This window comes from Phytohabitans flavus, assembly GCF_011764545.1.
Taxonomy (GTDB): domain Bacteria; phylum Actinomycetota; class Actinomycetes; order Mycobacteriales; family Micromonosporaceae; genus Phytohabitans; species Phytohabitans flavus.
The window spans coordinates 130,475-148,145 of record NZ_AP022870.1 but is presented as its reverse complement, the minus strand read 5'-3'; the positions used below and the strand labels follow the sequence as shown (position 1 = coordinate 148,145).

The 17,671-nt window shown below is 72.0% G+C and carries 18 protein-coding genes and 1 pseudogene; 4 read left to right on the top strand and 15 right to left on the bottom strand.

The annotated features are described in order from the left end of the window. Positions 1-55 precede the first annotated feature (55 nt). The 10 genes from Pflav_RS00675 to Pflav_RS00635 form a co-directional block, all read right to left on the bottom strand. A complete protein-coding gene (locus Pflav_RS00675) occupies positions 56-943 on the bottom strand; it encodes an ABC transporter ATP-binding protein (RefSeq protein ID WP_173032872.1) in 888 nt (295 codons plus the stop codon). Between the two features lie 9 nt (positions 944-952). Further along, the gene (locus tag Pflav_RS00670) at positions 953-1,726 is read right to left on the bottom strand and encodes a hypothetical protein (RefSeq protein ID WP_173032870.1); all 774 of its coding nucleotides are present in this window, start codon (positions 1,724-1,726) and stop codon (positions 953-955) included. Continuing rightward, complete coding sequence (locus tag Pflav_RS00665) at positions 1,723-2,412, bottom strand: hypothetical protein (protein ID WP_173032868.1); 690 nt, start codon at positions 2,410-2,412, stop codon at positions 1,723-1,725. Before Pflav_RS00665 ends, Pflav_RS00670 begins: the two co-directional genes overlap by 4 nt. Further along, a complete protein-coding gene (locus Pflav_RS00660; RefSeq protein WP_173032865.1) occupies positions 2,409-3,272 on the bottom strand; it encodes a zf-HC2 domain-containing protein in 864 nt (287 codons plus the stop codon). Before Pflav_RS00660 ends, Pflav_RS00665 begins: the two co-directional genes overlap by 4 nt. Beyond that, on the bottom strand, positions 3,269-3,808 hold the full coding sequence (locus tag Pflav_RS00655) for an RNA polymerase sigma factor (protein WP_173032863.1): 540 nt from the start codon (positions 3,806-3,808) through the stop codon (positions 3,269-3,271). The genes Pflav_RS00660 and Pflav_RS00655 overlap by 4 nt, the downstream gene beginning before the upstream one ends. Positions 3,809-4,450: 642 nt before the next feature. Further along, positions 4,451-5,674: an IS110 family RNA-guided transposase gene (locus tag Pflav_RS00650; protein WP_173032861.1), complete on the bottom strand. Its 1,224-nt coding sequence runs from the start codon at positions 5,672-5,674 to the stop codon at positions 4,451-4,453. 503 nt (positions 5,675-6,177) lie between these two features. After that, positions 6,178-6,549 (bottom strand): FtsX-like permease family protein, encoded by a 372-nt coding sequence (locus tag Pflav_RS47760; protein ID WP_332107849.1) that lies wholly within the window; start codon positions 6,547-6,549, stop codon positions 6,178-6,180. Positions 6,550-7,463: 914 nt separating this feature from the next. Then, positions 7,464-8,078 carry an FtsX-like permease family protein gene (locus Pflav_RS43020; RefSeq protein WP_197937793.1) on the bottom strand — a complete coding sequence of 205 codons (615 nt, stop codon included), beginning with the start codon at positions 8,076-8,078 and terminating at the stop codon, positions 7,464-7,466. A gap of 3 nt (positions 8,079-8,081) precedes the next feature. After that, a complete protein-coding gene (locus Pflav_RS00640; protein WP_232070886.1) occupies positions 8,082-8,852 on the bottom strand; it encodes an ABC transporter ATP-binding protein in 771 nt (256 codons plus the stop codon). A 128-nt stretch (positions 8,853-8,980) separates the two neighbouring features. After that, the gene (locus tag Pflav_RS00635) at positions 8,981-9,610 is read right to left on the bottom strand and encodes an FMN-dependent NADH-azoreductase (protein WP_173032856.1); all 630 of its coding nucleotides are present in this window, start codon (positions 9,608-9,610) and stop codon (positions 8,981-8,983) included. 36 nt (positions 9,611-9,646) lie between these two features. Here Pflav_RS00635 and Pflav_RS00630 point away from each other — a divergent pair, with 36 nt between their 5' ends. The 3 genes and pseudogenes from Pflav_RS00630 (at position 9,647) to Pflav_RS47070 (ending at position 11,698) form a co-directional block, all read left to right on the top strand. Continuing rightward, positions 9,647-10,486, top strand: coding sequence for a TetR/AcrR family transcriptional regulator (locus tag Pflav_RS00630; protein ID WP_232070885.1), 840 nt, complete (start codon positions 9,647-9,649; stop codon positions 10,484-10,486). 151 nt (positions 10,487-10,637) lie between these two features. Further along, positions 10,638-10,946 (top strand): annotated as a pseudogene (locus Pflav_RS48295) (beta-eliminating lyase-related protein); the annotation flags it as partial. 173 nt (positions 10,947-11,119) lie between these two features. Next, positions 11,120-11,698: a beta-eliminating lyase-related protein gene (locus tag Pflav_RS47070; RefSeq protein ID WP_197937791.1), complete on the top strand. Its 579-nt coding sequence runs from the start codon at positions 11,120-11,122 to the stop codon at positions 11,696-11,698. Positions 11,699-11,711: 13 nt separating this feature from the next. On the opposite strand, the gene Pflav_RS00620 is transcribed toward Pflav_RS47070, so the two are convergent. Genes Pflav_RS00620 through Pflav_RS00605 form a run of 4 tightly spaced genes read right to left on the bottom strand, consistent with a single transcriptional unit; the run spans position 11,712 to position 15,801 of the window. Further along, positions 11,712-12,377, bottom strand: coding sequence for a hypothetical protein (locus Pflav_RS00620; protein WP_173032854.1), 666 nt, complete (start codon positions 12,375-12,377; stop codon positions 11,712-11,714). 56 nt (positions 12,378-12,433) lie between these two features. Next, on the bottom strand, positions 12,434-13,321 hold the full coding sequence (locus Pflav_RS00615; protein ID WP_173032852.1) for a hypothetical protein: 888 nt from the start codon (positions 13,319-13,321) through the stop codon (positions 12,434-12,436). Next, positions 13,318-14,349 (bottom strand): SPFH domain-containing protein, encoded by a 1,032-nt coding sequence (locus tag Pflav_RS00610; protein WP_173032850.1) that lies wholly within the window; start codon positions 14,347-14,349, stop codon positions 13,318-13,320. Before Pflav_RS00610 ends, Pflav_RS00615 begins: the two co-directional genes overlap by 4 nt. A 24-nt stretch (positions 14,350-14,373) precedes the next feature. Next, positions 14,374-15,801 carry an MFS transporter gene (locus Pflav_RS00605; RefSeq protein WP_173032848.1) on the bottom strand — a complete coding sequence of 476 codons (1,428 nt, stop codon included), beginning with the start codon at positions 15,799-15,801 and terminating at the stop codon, positions 14,374-14,376. A gap of 104 nt (positions 15,802-15,905) precedes the next feature. Here Pflav_RS00605 and Pflav_RS00600 point away from each other — a divergent pair, with 104 nt between their 5' ends. Next, on the top strand, positions 15,906-16,886 hold the full coding sequence (locus Pflav_RS00600) for an Lrp/AsnC family transcriptional regulator (RefSeq protein ID WP_173032846.1): 981 nt from the start codon (positions 15,906-15,908) through the stop codon (positions 16,884-16,886). A gap of 71 nt (positions 16,887-16,957) precedes the next feature. Here Pflav_RS00600 and Pflav_RS00595 read toward each other — a convergent pair whose 3' ends face one another. Then, a complete protein-coding gene (locus Pflav_RS00595; protein ID WP_173042155.1) occupies positions 16,958-17,578 on the bottom strand; it encodes a hypothetical protein in 621 nt (206 codons plus the stop codon). Positions 17,579-17,671: the final 93 nt, after the last annotated feature.

Here is a 17,671-nt window from a genome sequence, read left to right as displayed (position 1 = left end):
GGTGCACGTTGATCATCAGTGGTGGCCAGGTCCGGACGGGTTTGTGACCAGCGTGCTAAGGCCGCATGGCATCTTCTACGGGGCCAGGCTGGGAAAGGGCCAGGTAGCCGTCCTCAAGGTTCGGGCTGAGCGACTCGGCGTCCAGTGTGGGCGCCGTCGCCGCGACCACCCGGTATCGCAGCCCACCCTCCACCGGCAGCGCCGAGACGATCGTGCCGCCGGACGGCGCCGGACCGGCCGTGACCACCGACCACACCCGACGGTCGGCGCGGCGGGTGAGGTCCTCCACGGTGCCGCGGAAGACCAGCCGCCCCTTCGCCAGCACGGCCAGCTCCCGGCACGTCTGCGCGATGTCGTCCACGATGTGGGTGCTGAGCAGCACCGTGCGCTCCCCCGCGAGCTGGGACAGCAGCGTGCGGAAACGGATCCGCTCCTCCGGGTCGAGGCCGGCGGTCGGCTCGTCCACGATCAGCAGGCGCGGGTCGGCGAGGAGCGCCTGGGCGATGCCGACGCGGCGGCGCATCCCGCCCGAGTAGCCGCGCAGCCGCCGGTCCGCCTCACTGGTGAGCGCCACCACCTCCAGCAGCTCGCCGACCCGGCGCCGTCGGGTCGCGCGGTCGTCGATGCCCTTGAGCAGGCCGACGTAGTCGAGAAACTCGCGCGCGCTCAGATCCGGGTACACACCGAGGTCCTGCGGGAGGTAGCCGAGCACCCGCTGCACCGCCTGCCGCCCGGCGCGGCTCGTCACGTCGTTTCCGCCGATCCGCACGTCGCCGGAGGTCGGCCGCAACAGGCCGGCGAGGATCCGCATCAGCGTGGTCTTGCCGGCACCGTTGGCGCCGAGCAGCCCGAACATGCCGGTCGGCACCAGCAGGTCCAGGCCGTCGAGGGCCGGCACCTTTCCCTTGTACGTCTTCGTGAGCCCGGAAATCTCGATCCGCAAGGGACTCTCCTATCGGGTGATGCGGGCACGCAGGGCGGGCGCGGCGCTGAGGACGAGGGTGGCGAGCGCGAGCAGCACGCCGATGGACAGCAAGGCGGTGGCGGCGGTGGCTTCCGGCCGGAGGAAGTTGAACAACGCGCCGGGCTCGGGTCCGGCCAGGTCGACGCCGAAGAACACCTCCAGCGGGTAACTGCCGATCGGTGTGACAAGGCTCGACGCCAGCGTCGGCATCGCCGCGGGGCTGATCGCGTTGCCCCAGAACCAGTACCCGACGAACAGCACCCGGAACAGCGGCGCCGGGATCAGCAGCGGCACGACGAGCGCGAACGCGCCGACGAACAACACCGCCGGCAGGATGACCACCGCGAAGAGCGCGGCCGCCCAGCCGAGCGCGACCGGCCGCCCGGCGGTGGCGGCGTAGAGCGCGGCGAATCCGAAGTAGACGATCGCGAGCGGGACGGCCGCGGCGGCACAGGAGCCGAGGTACTTGCCGGCCAGGCGACCCGCGGCGGAGGCGGGCGTGGCGTCGAGGATGGCCGCGACGCCGAGCCGGTCGTCCCGGACCAGGCGGTCGGCGAGGAAGCAGCCGTAGCCGACCGGCAGGATCAGGTTGACCAGGACCGCGGTCGAGGCCATCGTCGCCTTCGCCGCCGGGTCGTCGAGCACGTCGCCGAGCGAGCGGGCGCTGAGCAGGCCGAGCAGCAGCACAATCGCGCCATTAGCCAGCCACATCGACCGCTTGCGCACCTGCATCAGGAACTCGTATCGGAATGCCGCGCTCACTCCGCCTCCCCGCGCAGCAGCCGCTCGGTGCGCCCCAGCAGCAGCCAACCGACCACACCGAAGGCAAGCGCGGTCGCGACGAGCGTGAGGCGGTTGGCCGTCCACTCATCCGACACGGCACCGCGGGTGGTGGCGAAGAGATACAGCAGGCGGGACCAGGCCTGGTCCTGGAACGCGCTGGGAAAGACCTGCTGCACGATCCAGACGGCGGCGATCAGCGAGCCGGCCGCCGCCGGTCCGCGGAACGCCGCAGCGGCCAGGAAGCCCAACCCGCCCAGGCAGAGCGTGGGCGCGAGCCAGATGAGCTGGCCGCTCACGATCCCTCGGCTCGGCGGCCACCAGCCGGTCATGACGAGGACGCCGACGACGAGCACCGCCAGGAGGGCCGCCCAGCCGAGCGTGACCACGAGCCGGCGCAGCAGCGTCGACCGATACGAGGTCGGCGCGGTCAGCTGTAGCTCGACGGCCGGGTCGCGGCCGACCAGCGACGCGGCGCCGACCCCGGCGGCCAGCGGCATCGCCATCTCCAGGGCGGCGAGCAGACTGCGGGCGGTCGCCTCGTCGGTGGCCGTGCCACTGTCGAGCAGCGCGACGAGCACGAGGACAGCGGTGGCGACGGGCGGGGTCAGCAGCGCGGTCCAGCCGGCGCGGCGCACCTCAGACCGCCAGAGGTCTATTGGTCTCACGCGAGGTAAGTAGCGCGGTGGTGGCGGATGGGTTCACCGCGTGCGGCGAGGAATACCGCGAGCGCGGTGAGCGCGGTGGCGGCCAGAACGGTGCCCGCGTTTGTCGCCCACACGATCCGGACGGCGTCGAGCGCCCAGGTGGCGTTGCCGAGCGGGCCGCCGGCCAGCACCCGCAGCGACCACAGCACGACCGCCACGCCGGCCGCGACGTCGGCGCCGAGCCACACGGCGAGCACCAGGCTCAGCGCGGACAGCAGCGCCATCGGCCCGAGCCAGGCGTCGACCAGCGTGAACAGGCCGCCCGGGTCACCGCCCAGCGCGGCGAGCACGCCCGAGGCGGCGAGCGCGAGCACCAGGTCATACCCGAAGACGAGCGCGATCCGGGTGAGCAGGATCAGCCCCGGCGCGGTGGGTGTGGCCGCGACCACCTCGAAGGCGGGGTCGCGGCGTGGCCCATACACCCCGGCGATGCCCAGCGCGGCCACGACCGGCGCGACCAGGGCGAGCACCTGGCCCGCTGAGCCGGTGGCCGACGGGGCCGCGGCGAGAGCCACGCCGAGCGCCATCACGAGCGCGGAGGCGATCGGGACCGCTGGCCGCACCAGCCGCGCCTCGGCCCGCAGCAGCGCGAGCGAGAACCAGGCCTTCCGCCGCGTCGCCGGCGGCGGTCCGGAGAGTGCGCTGCGCAGCAGCACCCGGTGGATCAGCTCCGGCCCGGGCGGGCTGGGGTCATCCGCCGCCGTCGCCAGGGAACGCCAGGCCGCCACGTCGGCGCGACACTTGGCACACTGGGTGAGGTGGGCCTCGAACTTCGCGCGCTCCGCTGCGTCGAGTGCGCCGGTCACATACTCCAGGCTCATTTCGGCACCTCCTGGGTGGCGAGCGTGCGGGCCAGCGCGGCCCGGGCGTGGTGCAGCCGGCTCTTGACCGTCCCTACCGGTATGCCGAGGACGGCGGCCGCCTCGGCGAGCGGCAGCCCGGCGACGAAGACCAGCGCGACCACGTCCCGCTGGTGATCCGGCAGGTCACCGACCGCGCCCGCGACCGGGCTGCCACCGGCCGCGGCGATCGCCAGCTCCTCCGGCCCGGGCGCCGGGTCCGGGCGGTCGACCGCCTCGAACGGTGGCGGCGGTGCCTGGCCGCGCAGCCGGTAATACGCCTGGCGGCGGGCGATGGCGAACAGCCAGGTCGAGACGGCCGAGGCGCCCGCGTAGCCGCCGGCCGAGCGCCACACCGCCAGCATCGTGTCCTGGAGGATCTCCTCCGCGACCATCCGGTCACCGACTAGTCGCAGCAGGTAGCCGAAGAGGCGGCCGGCATACGCCTGGTACAGCCGCGCCAGCGCGCCGCTGTCACCCCGCGCCACAAGCGCGAGCAGGGCCGCGTCATCGTCCATCACCGGTTGGTAGCACCTGGTGAGTGGAAAGGTTCACGCGTTCAAAGCTGCTTCTCAGATGGGGTGAAGTCGAAGTGAAGCACCACGGCGGTGGCATCGGGACCATGACGGACGTCGCTGCCCCGAGGCAGGCCGGGCTGACCTCGGCTAGACAGCTTTGGAGTCAGGGTGGCCTCGGCGTCTTCTCCCGGATAAAGATCCAAAATCAAAGGAGTTGGGCTACCGCGATGTCCGTGGTGGTCCGGACCGTCGCTCCCGCGGCCTCACCCTCCGCCGTTGGGCACGCTCACCCCGGGGCCGTGGTCGGCCAACCACGACCTTCGCCTCCGGGTCCGCGCTCCGGCCCAACCTTGACCTAGCTCAGCGGTTGGGCGGGGGCCGTCCAACCAGGTCCGCGCTCCGGCACCAACCCGACCGCGCCGATCAAGGAGACGGGTCCGCGCGGTCGCCGCGGGACCAGCATCATCCAGGACCAGAGGGCCCACCCGGCGGCAAAGTCGCCGGTGATCGCCGGCACGGCCACTCTAGGGAAGCAGAGCACATGCGCCCGCGCACCCACCTCTTACCCGACGGCGATCCCCGAGGTGGAGTTGGGCTTGGACCGCGGACCCGGCAGCGCAGACATCCCATGTGGATTTGTTGTCAAGCGGCAGTGTCAAGATCTTTTCTGTGGTGTGCCCAGGCGATGTCTTCGCTGTATGGCTTGCCTGTTTTGAGGCATCCGTGGAGGATGCCGACGAGACGGTTGCCGAGCTGGCGGAGCGCGGCGCGGTGGCCGACGCCTTTGGCCCGGAGTTGGTCGTAGTAGGTGCGGGCGCCTGGTGAGTTGTTCAGTGCGGTGAAGGCCTGCTGGCCGAGGGCGTCGACCAGCCTGTCGTTGTGGACGTAGCGGGCCAGCACAACCTTCTTCTTGCCGGACTGGCGGGTGATCGGACTGGTCCCGGCGTAGTTCTTGCGTGCTCTTGCGTCGGCGTAACGCTGTTTGTCGTCGCCGAACTCGGCGAGCACCCGGGCGCCGAGCACGACGCCAAGGCCGGGCTGGCTAAGGTAGACCTCAGCGTCCGGGTGCTCGGAAAAATGGGCCTCGATCTCCTTACCCATGGTCTTGATCTCGGCGTTGAGGGTGCCCAGGATCGCCACGTGCGCGCGCACGGTCGCGGCGAAGGCGGTAGCCACTACTGGGGGCTGGCCCAGATGCTCGGCCCGCAACGCGGCCGCGATGGCCTCGGCCTTGGCTGCCCTGCCGTGGCGGCGTGCGCGCTTGAGCGCTTCGTTGATCCGTTCGGTGCTCAGCGCGGCGGCTGCGGTCGGTTCCGGCGCGGCGCCCAGCAGCTCAAGGGCCTCCGGGGCGGTGAGATCGTCGAAGGCGACCAGCGCGGCCGGGAAGAACTCACGCAGCGCGTGACGCAGCCGCAGCATCTGCCGGGTACGGTCCCAAATCAGCGTCTTATGCACACGGGACAGGACCTTGACCGCCTCGGCCTGGGCGCTGTCCCCGGCGACCGGGCGCAGCTGGTGGCGGTCGGTGCGCACCATGTCGGCCAAGGCATGTGCGTCACCGGTGTCGCTCTTGGCACCCGACACACCACGACGCTCACGGTACCGGGCCACCTGCAGCGGATTGATCGCATAAACCTGGTAGCCGGCCGCGATCAGCGCCTGCACCCACGGGCCGCGGTCGGTCTCGATACCGACCACCACCGTCGCCTCGTCGTCCTCACCCAGGTGCTCGCCGATCATCGCGTGCAGCCGCCCGATACCCGCCACACCCTCAGGCAGCTTCGCCCGGCCCAACACCCGGCCCGTCTCGTCTTGCAACTCGACGTCGTGGTGATCCTCCGCCCAGTCATCTCCGACGAACAGCAAACTCGACTCCAATCCATAGCGGACAGATCTGCTCCGGCGAGCCTGCGGAGAACTACCAGCGACCTAATAAACGAGTGCTCACGCCACAGTCAGCGAGGCACGACATCCCATCAGCGGTCCTGTCTCCCGACCACCAACGGGGCACGATCTGCGCTGAGGACTCAACGTCCTGGTCAGGGAAGTGCTCACCCGCCGGCGGCTACCGGAGCCGAGTATGACTGCCGCCCTACCCGGTTGCTCTTATTAGGTCGGGGATCTCGGCGAGCGCCAGCGAGCCGCCGACCTGCGCGGTGCCCGCGGGAGCATACGGTCAGCGACTGGCGCGGACCGGGGCAAATACCTTGTCTCAAAGAAAGAGAAGCTGTCGGCTGCGTGACCGGCGTCCGTCCCGCGCGGAGAGGTCTAAAGCGAACCGCTATGGGCGGCGGGTCGGCAGCTGGCCCGCCTGGTCGGCTCGTACGAAAGTCGCCCCGTCGATGGCTGATTAGAGGCAAGGCGGGTCCTCACTCGCGGGCGGCGACGAGGCGGATCGCGGGTGTACGGGTCGCGGAGAGGGTGGTGAGCACGCTCGCCGTACCCACGATCAGCGTGGCGCCGACCGCGACCGCGCCCAGCAGCGCCCAGGGTGGGCTGGTCGCGCTGATACCGATCATGTCCTTGATGGCGAATGCGATGCCGACCACGGTGCCGGCCGCCGCGAGCGTGCCCAGGAGCAGGCCGATCGCCACCACGCCCAGCGCCTCGCCCAGCGCGGTGCGCACCACCTGACCGCGGGTCAGGCCGGTCACTCGCGCCGCCGCGAACTCGCCGCGCCGGTCCGAAGCGGAGATCACCACCGCGTTGACCATGGCGATCACCGTGTACAGCATGGCCATGCCGAGCAGCGCCACCATGACGTCGACGCTCTGGCGCTGCTCCTCGTCGGCGTATGCCTCGATCCACTCCGAGGTCGTCTTCACCTCACCCAGGCTGGCGAGCCGGGGCGCGACGGCCTGCGGGTCGGCCGCCTTCACCGCGTACCGCCAGGCGCCGTCGGCCGGCATCACGTCGGGTGGGAGCAGGAAGAACGGGCCGGCGAGCGTGTCCGGCAGCAGGGCCACCACGCGCAGCCGGTCGGGTCCGCCGTCGATCCGTACCGGCAGCGTGTCGCCGACCTTGAAGCGCAACTCGGGCGCGTAGCTGGGGCTGAGCGCGATCGTCTCGCCGCGCAGGTCGGCCAGGCTGCCCGCGGTCGGCACTACCCGGTGCGTGCTGGCGTACCCGGCGGGGTCGACCGCGAGCGCGTCCACGCCCTGGTACGTGATCTGCTCGCCCCCGTAGTCCAAGCCGACGTCCAGGATGACCGGCGCCTCCTCGGAGACGGCGTCGACACCCTGCACGGCGGCCACCTGGTCGCGTACCGGGCGGTCCGCGTCGAGTACCAGGTCGGCGCTCATGTCGCGGGCGACCTCCTGGCGGCTGGCCTCGGTGATGGTGTCCATCGTGCCGGCCATGCCGACCACGAACGCGACAAGCACCATGATCGGGGCGGCGGTGGAGGCGCTGCGGCGCACGCCGGCGCGCAGGTTGGCGTGCGCCAGCACCCCGAGCCGGCCCCGGAAGAGCAGCCCGAACGGCCAGCCCACCAGCGGCACGACCAGCGGGGCGAACGCCGCGAACGCGGTCACCAGCGTGAACGACACGAAGATGGACAGCGGCAGCGCGGCCTCCCCGCCGAGCACCGGTACAAGGATGAGCAGTGCGATGCTCCCGCCCAGGAAGAGCGTGCCGAACACCCACCGGGACACGGTCATGACCCGGGCCGCCCCGCCGACGTCGCGCAGTGCCTCCAGCGGCCGTACCTTGGCCGCGCGGCGGGAGGCGGCCAGCACGCCGAGGACGGCGATGCCGATGCCGGTACCCCGGAGACGGACAGCACCCACTGCCGCCACTCGCCGACGAAGCCCGGCGGCACGAACCCGAACGCGTCCAGCATCGCCGCCTGGAGCCGCATGACCACCACGCCGACAAGCACGCCGAGGGCGGAGCCGAGCACGCCGAGCAGGAGCGCCTCCCCCACCAGCAGCGTGCGCACCTGCCCCCGGCCCGCACCGACGAGCCGCAGCAGCGCCAGGTCACGGCGGCGCTGCGCGACGGTGAAGGCGAACGTCGAGCTGACGATGAAGATCGCGACGAACGCGGCGAGCCCCATCGTCATGCCGAGCAGCGCGACCGCACCGTCGTACCCGTCGCGCAGCGCCCGCTCCTCGGCGGCGCTCAGCCCCGGCGGGATCTTCGCGGTGGCCGCCGAGACAAGTGTCAGCAGCGACGACTGGACCAGCGCCACGCCGAGGCAGACCGTGACGATCGCGCCGACGAAGACCTGCCACCGGTCCCGAAAGGTGCTCCACGACATGCGCAGCATGGCCTACTCCTCCCACCGGGCGAGCAGGTCGGCGACCTGCCGGGTGGTGGGCCGCTCCAGCCGGTCGACCACGCGCCCGTCGCCGAGGAAGACCACCCGGTCGGCGCTCGCCGCGGCGGCCGGGTCGTGGGTGACCATGACGATCGTCTGGCCGCCGTCGTCGACCATCGCGCGGAGCAGCCCCAGCACGGTACGCGCCGAACGGGTGTCCAGCGCGCCGGTCGGCTCGTCGGCGAAGAGCACGGCCGGCCGCGTGACCATCGCCCGCGCGATCGCCACCCGCTGCTGCTGGCCGCCGGAGAGCTCGCCGGGGCGGTGCCGGGCCCGGTCGGCAAGCCCCACCGAGGCGAGCACCTCGCGCACCACCCGCCGCGGCGGCCGCTGGCCGGCCAGGCGGAGCGGCATCGCCACGTTCTGCTCCGCGGTGAGCGAACCGATCAGGTTGAAGCTCTGGAAGACAAAGCCCATCACGGTACGGCGCAGCCGGGTCAGCTCGGCGTCCGAGGCATCGGTGATGTCCCGCCCAGCGACCCGTACCCGCCCCGATGTGACCTTCTCCAGGCCGGCCGCGCAGTGCAGCAGCGTCGACTTGCCCGAGCCGGACGGCCCCATCACCGCCGTCCACGAGCCGGCCGCGAAGGCAATGTCCACATTGTCCAGTGCGCGCACGGCCGCGGAGCGCGCCCCGTACACCCGGGTGACGCCGCTCAGCTCGACCGCCGGCGCGGCGGCCCCGGGCGCGTCCAGAAGCTGGTTCGTGATCTGCGTGTCCACGTACCCCATTGCAGCCGCGCACGGGCCGCGAAGCAGTAACGCCCTCTGGTGTCTTCGTGGTAGGGCTAGCCGCACCCTGACCGCTATGTTGGCTGCGTGACCGCGGCGCCTCACCCGCTGACCGGCGATTAGAGGCTCTTGGCCAGATCACGGGCGCGGGCGTGGGCGGCCCGCCGGCCCGGGTCGGCGTCGGCGATCGCGAGGTTGGGGCGGAAGAAGACCTCCTCGATTTCGGTGATGCCGGCCCAGCGCAGCCAGCCGCCGAAGTACGGCGCCTGGAAGTCGCTGCCGAACGCGGGCGGGCGGCCCTCGCCGTACACCGCGCTGGTGTACACCACGACGGCCTTCCGCCCCGCCAGCAGCCCGGTGTAGCCGCGCTCGGGGTCGAACGAGAACACCATCCCGGGCTGGCTGACCACGTCGATGAACTGCTTGAGGATGTACGGCACACCGGCGTTCCACATAGGAACGCTGAAGAGGTAGCGGTCGGCGGCGGCGAAGCGCGCGAACGTTTCTTGGGCCCGCCGCCAGGCGGCGGCCTGGTCGCCCTCCGGGTCCGCGCCCGCGAAAACCGCCATCTTCGCCGCCGCGGCGTCGGGACCGAAGGGCGGGAGGGCACCCTCGTCCCACAGGTTCCACGTCTCGACGGCGTCGTCCGGGTGGTTTTCCCGGTACGCCGTCAGGAACGTCTCCGCGATCGCGAGGGACTCCGACCTGGCGCCCCGGGGTGACGCGGAGATGTGCAGCAGCGTGGTCATTTCACGTCCTCCAGAGAATTGGACTACAGTCCGGTTATGGATCCGAACGCTACCGGACCACAGTCCGCTTCTGCCAGCGGTGTAGCCGAGCTGCTCGTGTTGCGCTCGTCACCACCCCGTGAGCGCGCCGACGCGGCCCGCAACCGGGCAGCCGTCCTGGACGCGGCGGCCACGCTCTTCCGCGAGCACGGCGTTGCCGCGGTGTCGATGGACGCGGTCGCCGCCGCGGCCGGCGTGGGGAAAGGCACGCTCTTCCGGCGGTTCGGCGACAAGGCCGGGCTCGCCGTGGCGCTGCTGGACGCCCGCGAACGCGAGCTACAGGACGCGATCCTCGCCGGACCCGCGCCGCTCGGCCCTGGCGAGCCGGGCGACGAGCCAGCGCCGGCTGATCGGCTGGCCGCTTTCGTCGACGCGTACCTCGCGTACGCCCTCGACCACCTCGACCTGCTCCGCATGTCGGAGACCGGCTCGGCCGGTGCCCGCTACAGGATCGGCGCGTACCGCTTCTGGCACCGCCACGTGGCGCTGCTGCTCGCCCACCGCGCCGACCCGGACGCGGACGCACACACGCTGCTCGCCCCCTCGCCGCCGAACACCTCCGCGCCGTCGTGGGCGAGCTGGGCGCCGACCGGGTACGCGGAACGATGCGCGCCCTCGCCCGGGACATGGCTTCCGCTCCACCTGGGTAGTCCGATGGGCATGGCTGGAAAACAGAGGTCAGAAGCCCTCCCGGACAGCGCGTACGCATTTCCCCGGTTGCGCAAGGAGCCGATCCACGACGCCTCACACGTCCGCAACGCGATCGCCCGCTTCGACCAGGTGCAGGACGTGAGCGACGAAGAGCGCCGCGAGGCGTTCCAGCGGATCTGTACCTAACCCATCTGCGGATCTATCCACAATAGAGATTGAGCTACCGCGATGTCCGCTGTGGTCCAGACCGTCGCTCCCGCGGCCTCACCCTCCGCGCTTCAACACCCCACCGCCGGCGCGGCTCGGCAACGGGCGTCGTGGGAGGGACCATCGGAGGATGAGCGGCCGATCCCTCTTCCTGCACGCGCCCCACCGCCGGATGCCACACGCGGTGCTGCGCCGGATGCTCGACCACGTCGACCCCGAGACCCCGCCGGACGGCCCGGAAGGCCCGGTCGCCCAGCTCGAACGCCGCCTTGCCGGCTTGCTCGGCACGGAGGAAACGCTCTTCTTCCCCAGCGGCACGATGGCCCAGCAGGTCGCGCTGCGCATACACGCGTCGCGCAGCGGCCGGCAGGCGTTCGCCGCGCACCCGCAGTGCCACCTCGACGTGTGGGAGCAAGGCGGCTACGCGGTGGTGCACGGGCTGCGCATGCACGCGGCCGGCGACCGTTACCGGCTGATGACCGCCGAAGACCTTGCCGCCGTCGGCGAACCGCTCGCCGCGGTTGTCTGGGAGTTGCCGCAGCGCGACATCGGCGGCCTGCTACCCGAGTGGGACGACCTCGTCGCGCAGGTCGCCGCCGTACGGGAGCGCGGGTGGCGCCGCACCTGGACGGCGCCCGGATCTGGGAGGCGCAGACCTACTACGAGCGCCCGCTGGACGAAATCGCCGCGCTCTTCGACACCGTCTACGTGTCGCTCTACAAAGGACTTCAAGGGGTACGCGGCGCGGTCCTCGCCGCGGACCCGGAGACGCTCGCCGAGGCGGCCGTCTGGCGGCAGCGGCTGGGCGGCGCCATCCGGGACGCCTGGCCGCTCGCGCTCGCCGCGCTGGTCGGCCTCGACGACCAGCCGGCCCGCATGCCCGCCTTCCGGGACCACGCGATCGCGATCGCCCGTGCCATCAACGCGGACGGCGCGGCGCTCGCCTGGCCGGACCCGCCGCAGACGCCGCTCTTCCACGTGCACCTGCCCGCACCGCAGGCCGCTGTGGAACGGGCCGGCGCGGAGATGGTCGCCGAACGCGGCATGTACGTCTTCGGCCGCACCCGCTCCTCCCCCGACCCGACCCGGTGCAGCTTCGAGCTCAGCGTCGGCGACAACGCGATGGAGTTCACGCCGGACGAGGTCGTCGGCCTGGTGCACGAGCTGCTGCGCCGCGCTGCTGCCGCCTGACCGGGGCGCCGGCTCAGCGGGACGGTGTCAGGGGCGGCAGCAGCGCTTCGGCCAGGAGCAGGTCGTGGAACATCCACTTGCCCGCCGCGTTGCCGTCCCGCCGTACCGCCGCGAAGCCATCGCCGAGCAGCACCGACACCCGGCGCCACGACTTCGCCGGCTCGCCGGTGAGCGCGGCCATCTCGGCCGGCCCGATCGGGTTTGCCACGACGGGCGCGCCGCTCGGCGGCTCGCCGACAAGGGTCGCGGCCAGCTTCGGCTCCTGGACGATGTGGACGGCGCGCCCGTGGCGGACGCCCCGGTAGGTCACCGCGCCCACGGTGAAACCGCCGAGGAATCCGCCGGCGAAGTCGGGCACGCGCAGGTACGTCGGCATCGCGACCAGCTTGAGCCCGAGCCCGCTGACGGTGTCGCTGGCCGCGCGGGCCATCGCCCCGTACGCGTAGAAGAAGTAGCCGCAGAAGAGGAGGCCGAGTCCGCCGAGGATGCCGGCTCCGACCATCGAGTAGGTGGTGGTCTGGACCACGAACATGGAGATCACCACGGCGGTCATCACGACGGGCACCCCGAAGTAGACAAGCCGGACCTGCCGCATGGCCGCCTGGCTCCGAAGCACGGCCTCCGGATTGGGCACGAGCGTCAGCCGCTGCTGGATCAGCTCCATGCGCTTACGGTCCATCACCGGTCCCCTTCGTCGTGTAAGCGCATACGATAAAACGCCCGCACAACAGCCGGTCAGCGGCGTGGGACTATCCGCAGTGAACGGTCGGCCAGCCCGATCCGCAGGCGCTGGCCCCAGCCGAGCTCCAGGTGGTCGCCCTCCAGCCCGTCGGCGAAGGCGACAAGCCGCTCTGACTCGCTGGTCAGCTCCAGCCACTCCGGGCCAGTCAGCTGGCCCTGGGTGAGGGTGGTGCCGGTGGCCGGCGACGGCCATGCCTCCCGGATGAACCAGCACAGCGACGTCTCGGTCGGGCCGGGCAGCGCGGGTGCCCGCGCCAGGGTCCGGGCGATCGAGGCGCACCACCCGGTGGCGCCGGTGCCGGTACCGACCACGATCCCTGAGGAGGACTGCCGCTCGCGGGCGCCGCCGGCGGTGCCGAGCACGTACCGCGCGGACTGGTGGCTCGGGTGTCCGATGTAGACCTCGTTCAGCCCGTACAGCCGCTGGCCGTCGTCGAGCTCGGCGACCACCATCGCCCGGTGCTCGGCAGCCAGCTCGCGGCGCAGCAGCGCGGCCACGGCTGTCGGCGGGTGCTGCGCGAGCACGCCTGGGTTTCGCTCCGGCTCCGGGTTGACGCCGATGACCGGCTGGCCGTCGAGGTACTTCGCGACATTCGCCACCAGGCCGTCCTGCCCCACCGCCAGCACGATGTCCTCGGGTCCGAAGAGGAACCGGGGCAGGTCCGCGCGGTCCACGTGGCCGCGCCGCCAGTCCGCCGGTACGGCCGCGCCGACCGTGGTCAGCGCGGCCGCCTGGGCGTCGTGCCGCCGCCGCACCTCGGCGAGGTCGCGGCCGCGCTGGCGCAGGAAGTAGCCGGCCGCGCCGAGGGTGCCGTGGCGGGCCAGCAGCTCGTCCAGCTCGCTGCGGCGGGTCACGGTCACCACCCGGGGCGGCAGCGTCATCGCGCGCCGTCCCCGTTGCCGCTGGCGAACCGCCCGACGAGCTTGGTGATCACGTCCGGCGTGATGGTCAGCTCGCCGATCTGTGGCAGCTGGCCGGCGAGCTTTTCCAGGGCGAGGGCGTAGAGCACCGACTCGGGGACGTCCCGGTAGGCGGCCAGCCGGGCGGCTTCCGCCTCCGCCGAGGCGAGGCCGACCGCGCGTACACCATCGGCGCGGGCCTGCTCGCGGGCCCGCTCCGACTCGGCGGCGAGCCGTGCGCGGTCGGTCTGCCCCTGGCTAGTGACGAGCTTGGCCGCCGCCTCCAGCTCGGCGGTGCGCCGGTCGTTTGCCCCGCGCTGCTCGACGAGCTGCTGCTCGCGGCGGGCCAGCTCGATCTTGTTCTGGAGCTCGTTTTCCGCGATGGCGCGCTCCTGCTCGACGGCGACCGCACGCCGGGCGTAGCTGGCCCGGTCGGCCTCCTGCTGCACCGCCTCCCGGGTCGGCGTCTGGAGCGCCCGCTCCACCTCAGGCTCCGGCCGGATCGCCACCACCCGCGACGAGACCACGCTCGCCCCGATCTCGGCGAGCCGCTGGTCGCCGGCGAGGGCCGAGGCCACCGCCTCGCGGACCGTCGCGATGCCGGCCAGCGCCTCGGTGAGCGACACCCGGGCCAGCAGGTCGAGGGCGGGCTGCTGGGCGAGCTCGGCCAGCAGCGTGGCCACCTGGTCGAGCGGCTGGCCGCGCCAGCCGCCGCGCAGCGGGTCGATGGAGAAGTCGAGCCGGGTCGCGGCCAGCGCCGGCTCACTCATCCGGTACGTCACCGTGGCCTGGACGGTCACGTCGGCGAAGTCGGCCGTGCGCGCGTGGAACAGCAGCGGCAGCTCGCGGTCGTCGACCGGCACCTCGGAGAGCACCGCGTGCAGCGGCCGGTACCAGAACGACGTGCCCACGCCCTCGTGCCGCACCCGCCCGCGGACGACGTGCCGCACGTATGCCGTCGGCGCGCCGCGCAGGTGCCGCAGGAACAGTCTGCTCGTGATGTCGGCCATCCCGACCCTCCCTCGTTATCGTCGTCATGACGATAAGCGCTCGGGAGACTTCTCGTCAAGGTGCCGATAATCTCCTGTGGACGCTGGCTCGCGCCGGGTGCGCAGCAGCGGGATGACCAGCCCGGCACCGGCCAGACCCACCGCCCCGGCGATCGCCATCGTCAGGCTCAGCCCCGACGCGGCCGCCGCCCGGTCAGCGAGGTTCCAGGCCTCCACCCGGGAGGCGAACGCGGTGCCGAGCGCGGCGATCCCGAGCGCGAGGCCGAGCTGGCGCGCGGTGTTGAGCGCCCCCGCCGCCATGCCGGCCCGCTCGGCGGGTGCGGCCGCCATGGCCGCCGCGGTGAGGCTGGGCAGGCAGATGCCGACGCCGGCACCGGCGACCACCAGGCCGAGCGTGATCGCGGTCCACGAGGCGTCACCGTCCACGGTGGACTGGAGGAGCGCGCCGGCGCCGACGAGTGCGAGGCCGAGCCCGACCGTCAGCCGCGGCGATACGTCGTGCAGCCGCCGGGCGGTCACCGCCGACGTGACGAACGCCGCGCCGCTCATCGGCAGCAGCGCCAGCCCGGCGCGCACCGGCCCGAGGCCGAGCGTCGACTGAAGCCACATCGAGGTGTAGACGAAGTAGGCGAACGCCGCCACGGATACCAGCGCCGCGGCCAGCATCACGCCGGTGAAGGCCGGGCGCCGGAAGAGGGCCAGATCCAGCATTGGGTACCGGCTGCGCCGCTCGACCGCCACGAACGCCGCGAGCGTCACCGCGCCGGCCGCGAACCAGGCCAGCGTGACCGGCGCGGTCCAGCCGCCGTCACCCGCCCGGATCAGCGCGTACGTGAGGGAGCCCGCCGACAGCGTGAACGTGACCAGCCCCGGCAGGTCGGTACGGCGGGCTCGCGGATCGCGCGACTCGGTGAGCACCGTCGCCGCCAGCGCGATCGTGACGACGCTGACCGGGAGGTTGACCAGGAAGATGGCCCGCCAGCTCAGGTGCTCGGTCAGCAGGCCGCCGAGCACCGGGCCGGTCGCGGCCGCGGCACCGGTGACCGCGCCCCACACGCCGAACGCCACCGCCCGGTCGCGACCCTGGTACGCGAGGTTGAGCAACGCCATCGTGGTCGCGAACATCGCCGCCCCACCCACGCCCTGCACGGCCCGGCCAGCGATGAGCGTGCCCGCGTCCGGCGCCAGCCCACAGGCGAGCGACGCGACCGCGAAGATCACGAGGCTGGCCAGGTACGTGCCGCGCCGGCCGAACCTGTCGGCGAGCGAGCCGGCGGCCAGCAGCAGCGCCGCCAGCGCGAGGGCATACGCGTCCATCACCCACTGGAGGTCGGCGAACGAGGCGTCCAGCCCGCGGCCCATGTCGGGCAGGGCCACCACCACGATTGTCACGTCCACGAGCAGCATGAACGCGCCCAGACAGACCGCCACCAGCGGCCACCACTTACGCATGTCGAGTCTCCTTCCGCTTGGGAGGGAGGCTGCGCGGGCCGGCGTGCCTGGTGCCACTCTTCAGGGGAGATGTGCGGGTTCTCGACATTGGTTAGCGTGCTGGGATGGATTCCGTCACGGTGGATCCGCTCGACCGCGCGCTGATCCACGCGCTTCAGATCGACGGGCGGGCGCCCTTCAGCCAGATCGGCGCGGTGCTCGGCGTCTCCGACCAGACGATCGCCCGGCGCTACCGCCGGATGCGCGCCGCCGGCGTGGTACGGGTCATCGGCCAGACCAACGTGTGGCGCTCCGGTGAGGTGCGCTGGTACATCCGGATCCACTGCACGCCGGACGCCGCGTCCGCGGTGGCGGAGGCCGTGGCCCGCCGCCCGGACACGTTCTGGGTCAACCTGATGTCCGGCGGCACCGAGGTCAACTGCGTCACCCAGGTCCGCAGCGCCGACGAGCGCGACGCGCTGCTGCTGCGGAAGCTGCCGCGCACACCGCGCGTCGTCGGGGTGAGCGCGCACTGCCTACTGCACCTGTACTTCGGCGGCGCCAGCGAACACCCGGCGGTGGCCGACGCGCTCACGCCCGCCCAGGTCGCGGCGCTCACCACCGACCTGCCCCGCCGCGACGAACCGGTGACCCTATCCGCCGAGGACCGCATCCTCATCGACACGCTGGGCAAGGACGGCCGGGCCAGCTACGGCGAGTTGGCCGCCGCGACCGGGTGGTCCGAGTCGACCGCGAAGCGCCGCCTGCGGTACCTGCACGAGGCGGGCATCGTCTTCTTCGACCTCGACCTGGACCCCCACCCGCTCGGCTTCGACACCCAGGCAATCCTGTGGCTGTCCGTGCCACCGTCCGAACTGGACGCTGTCGGCCGGGCGGTCGCCGCGCACCCGGAGGTCGCCTTCGCCGCCGCCACGACGGGGCAGACAAACCTTGTCGCCACCGTCGTCTGCCGGAACGTACAGGCGCTGTACCGGTACCTGACCGAGCGGCTCGGCGCGCTGACCGCGATCCGCCACGTCGAGACGGCGCCCATCATCCGCATCGTCAAGGCGGCGGGCGCCAGCCGACCGTCAGGTCCTCTTTAGACAGGAGAGCTGGCCGGGTCCCTCGCGGGGGGTGCGAACTTTGGGACCCGGCCAGCGGTCTAGGTGTGGGGTCAGCCGTTCCAGTGATCAGCCACGATGTTCGCGGCCTGCGACTCCCACTGTGCGTAGTGGTCCGGGAACGCCGACACCTGCACCGACTGCGCGGCATCGGTCAGCGGCATGTCCCGCCACCCGTCGATGTTCTTCAGCCCGGACAGGAACGCCTCCGTCGAGTACTCCGGATTGGTGATCTGCTCGGGCGTACCCCAACCCGCGGACGGGCGCTGCTGGAACAGCCCCAGCGAGTCGTGGTCGTTCATGTCACCGAGGTGACCCAGGTTTTCGAGCTTGGACTCCTGCAGCGAAGTGGCGACCGCCACGACAGCCGCACGCTCGTCCATGTCCGACTTCTTCGTGGCCGCGATAATCGCCTTCGCGTTCGCCACCTGCTCATCGCTGAGCTCGACGTACGACTGCTCACCCTGCACACCGTGTGGGACAAGCTTGTCCATGCACGGCTTGTTTTCGGCATTCGGCTTGTCCGAACCCGGCGCAGCCGCCGCCACCGACGCGGTCGTCGCCACAGCGGTGGCCGGCACGGCCAGCGCCAGAGTCGACGAACCGAAGAGGGAACCACCGGCAAAGGTGAAACCCGCGAATGCGGTGACTGTCTTGCGCAGCAGCGTGTTCATGCTAGACAAACCAAACTCCATCCATTCCAGGGGGAAGCGCACGGCGCATACGGGCACCATTTGGGCGCTTCAGAAAGGGGGAATCAAACGCCG

Excerpts from the sequence above, each read along its gene's own strand:
- Pflav_RS00660 (WP_173032865.1), bottom strand. The coding sequence starts at position 3,272 with ATGAGCCTGGAGTATGTGACCGGCGCACTCGACGCAGCGGAGCGCGCG.
- Pflav_RS00655 (WP_173032863.1), bottom strand. The coding sequence starts at position 3,808 with ATGGACGATGACGCGGCCCTGCTCGCGCTTGTGGCGCGGGGTGACAGC.
- Pflav_RS47760 (WP_332107849.1), bottom strand. The coding sequence starts at position 6,549 with ATGGCCATGCTGTACACGGTGATCGCCATGGTCAACGCGGTGGTGATC.
- Pflav_RS43020 (WP_197937793.1), bottom strand. The coding sequence starts at position 8,078 with ATGCTGCGCATGTCGTGGAGCACCTTTCGGGACCGGTGGCAGGTCTTC.
- Pflav_RS00635 (WP_173032856.1), bottom strand. The coding sequence starts at position 9,610 with ATGACCACGCTGCTGCACATCTCCGCGTCACCCCGGGGCGCCAGGTCG.
- Pflav_RS00630 (WP_232070885.1), top strand. The coding sequence starts at position 9,647 with ATGGATCCGAACGCTACCGGACCACAGTCCGCTTCTGCCAGCGGTGTA.
- Pflav_RS00620 (WP_173032854.1), bottom strand. The coding sequence starts at position 12,377 with ATGGACCGTAAGCGCATGGAGCTGATCCAGCAGCGGCTGACGCTCGTG.
- Pflav_RS00615 (WP_173032852.1), bottom strand. The coding sequence starts at position 13,321 with ATGACGCTGCCGCCCCGGGTGGTGACCGTGACCCGCCGCAGCGAGCTG.
- Pflav_RS00610 (WP_173032850.1), bottom strand. The coding sequence starts at position 14,349 with ATGGCCGACATCACGAGCAGACTGTTCCTGCGGCACCTGCGCGGCGCG.
- Pflav_RS00605 (WP_173032848.1), bottom strand. The coding sequence starts at position 15,801 with ATGCGTAAGTGGTGGCCGCTGGTGGCGGTCTGTCTGGGCGCGTTCATG.
- Pflav_RS00600 (WP_173032846.1), top strand. The coding sequence starts at position 15,906 with ATGGATTCCGTCACGGTGGATCCGCTCGACCGCGCGCTGATCCACGCG.
- Pflav_RS00595 (WP_173042155.1), bottom strand. The coding sequence starts at position 17,578 with ATGAACACGCTGCTGCGCAAGACAGTCACCGCATTCGCGGGTTTCACC.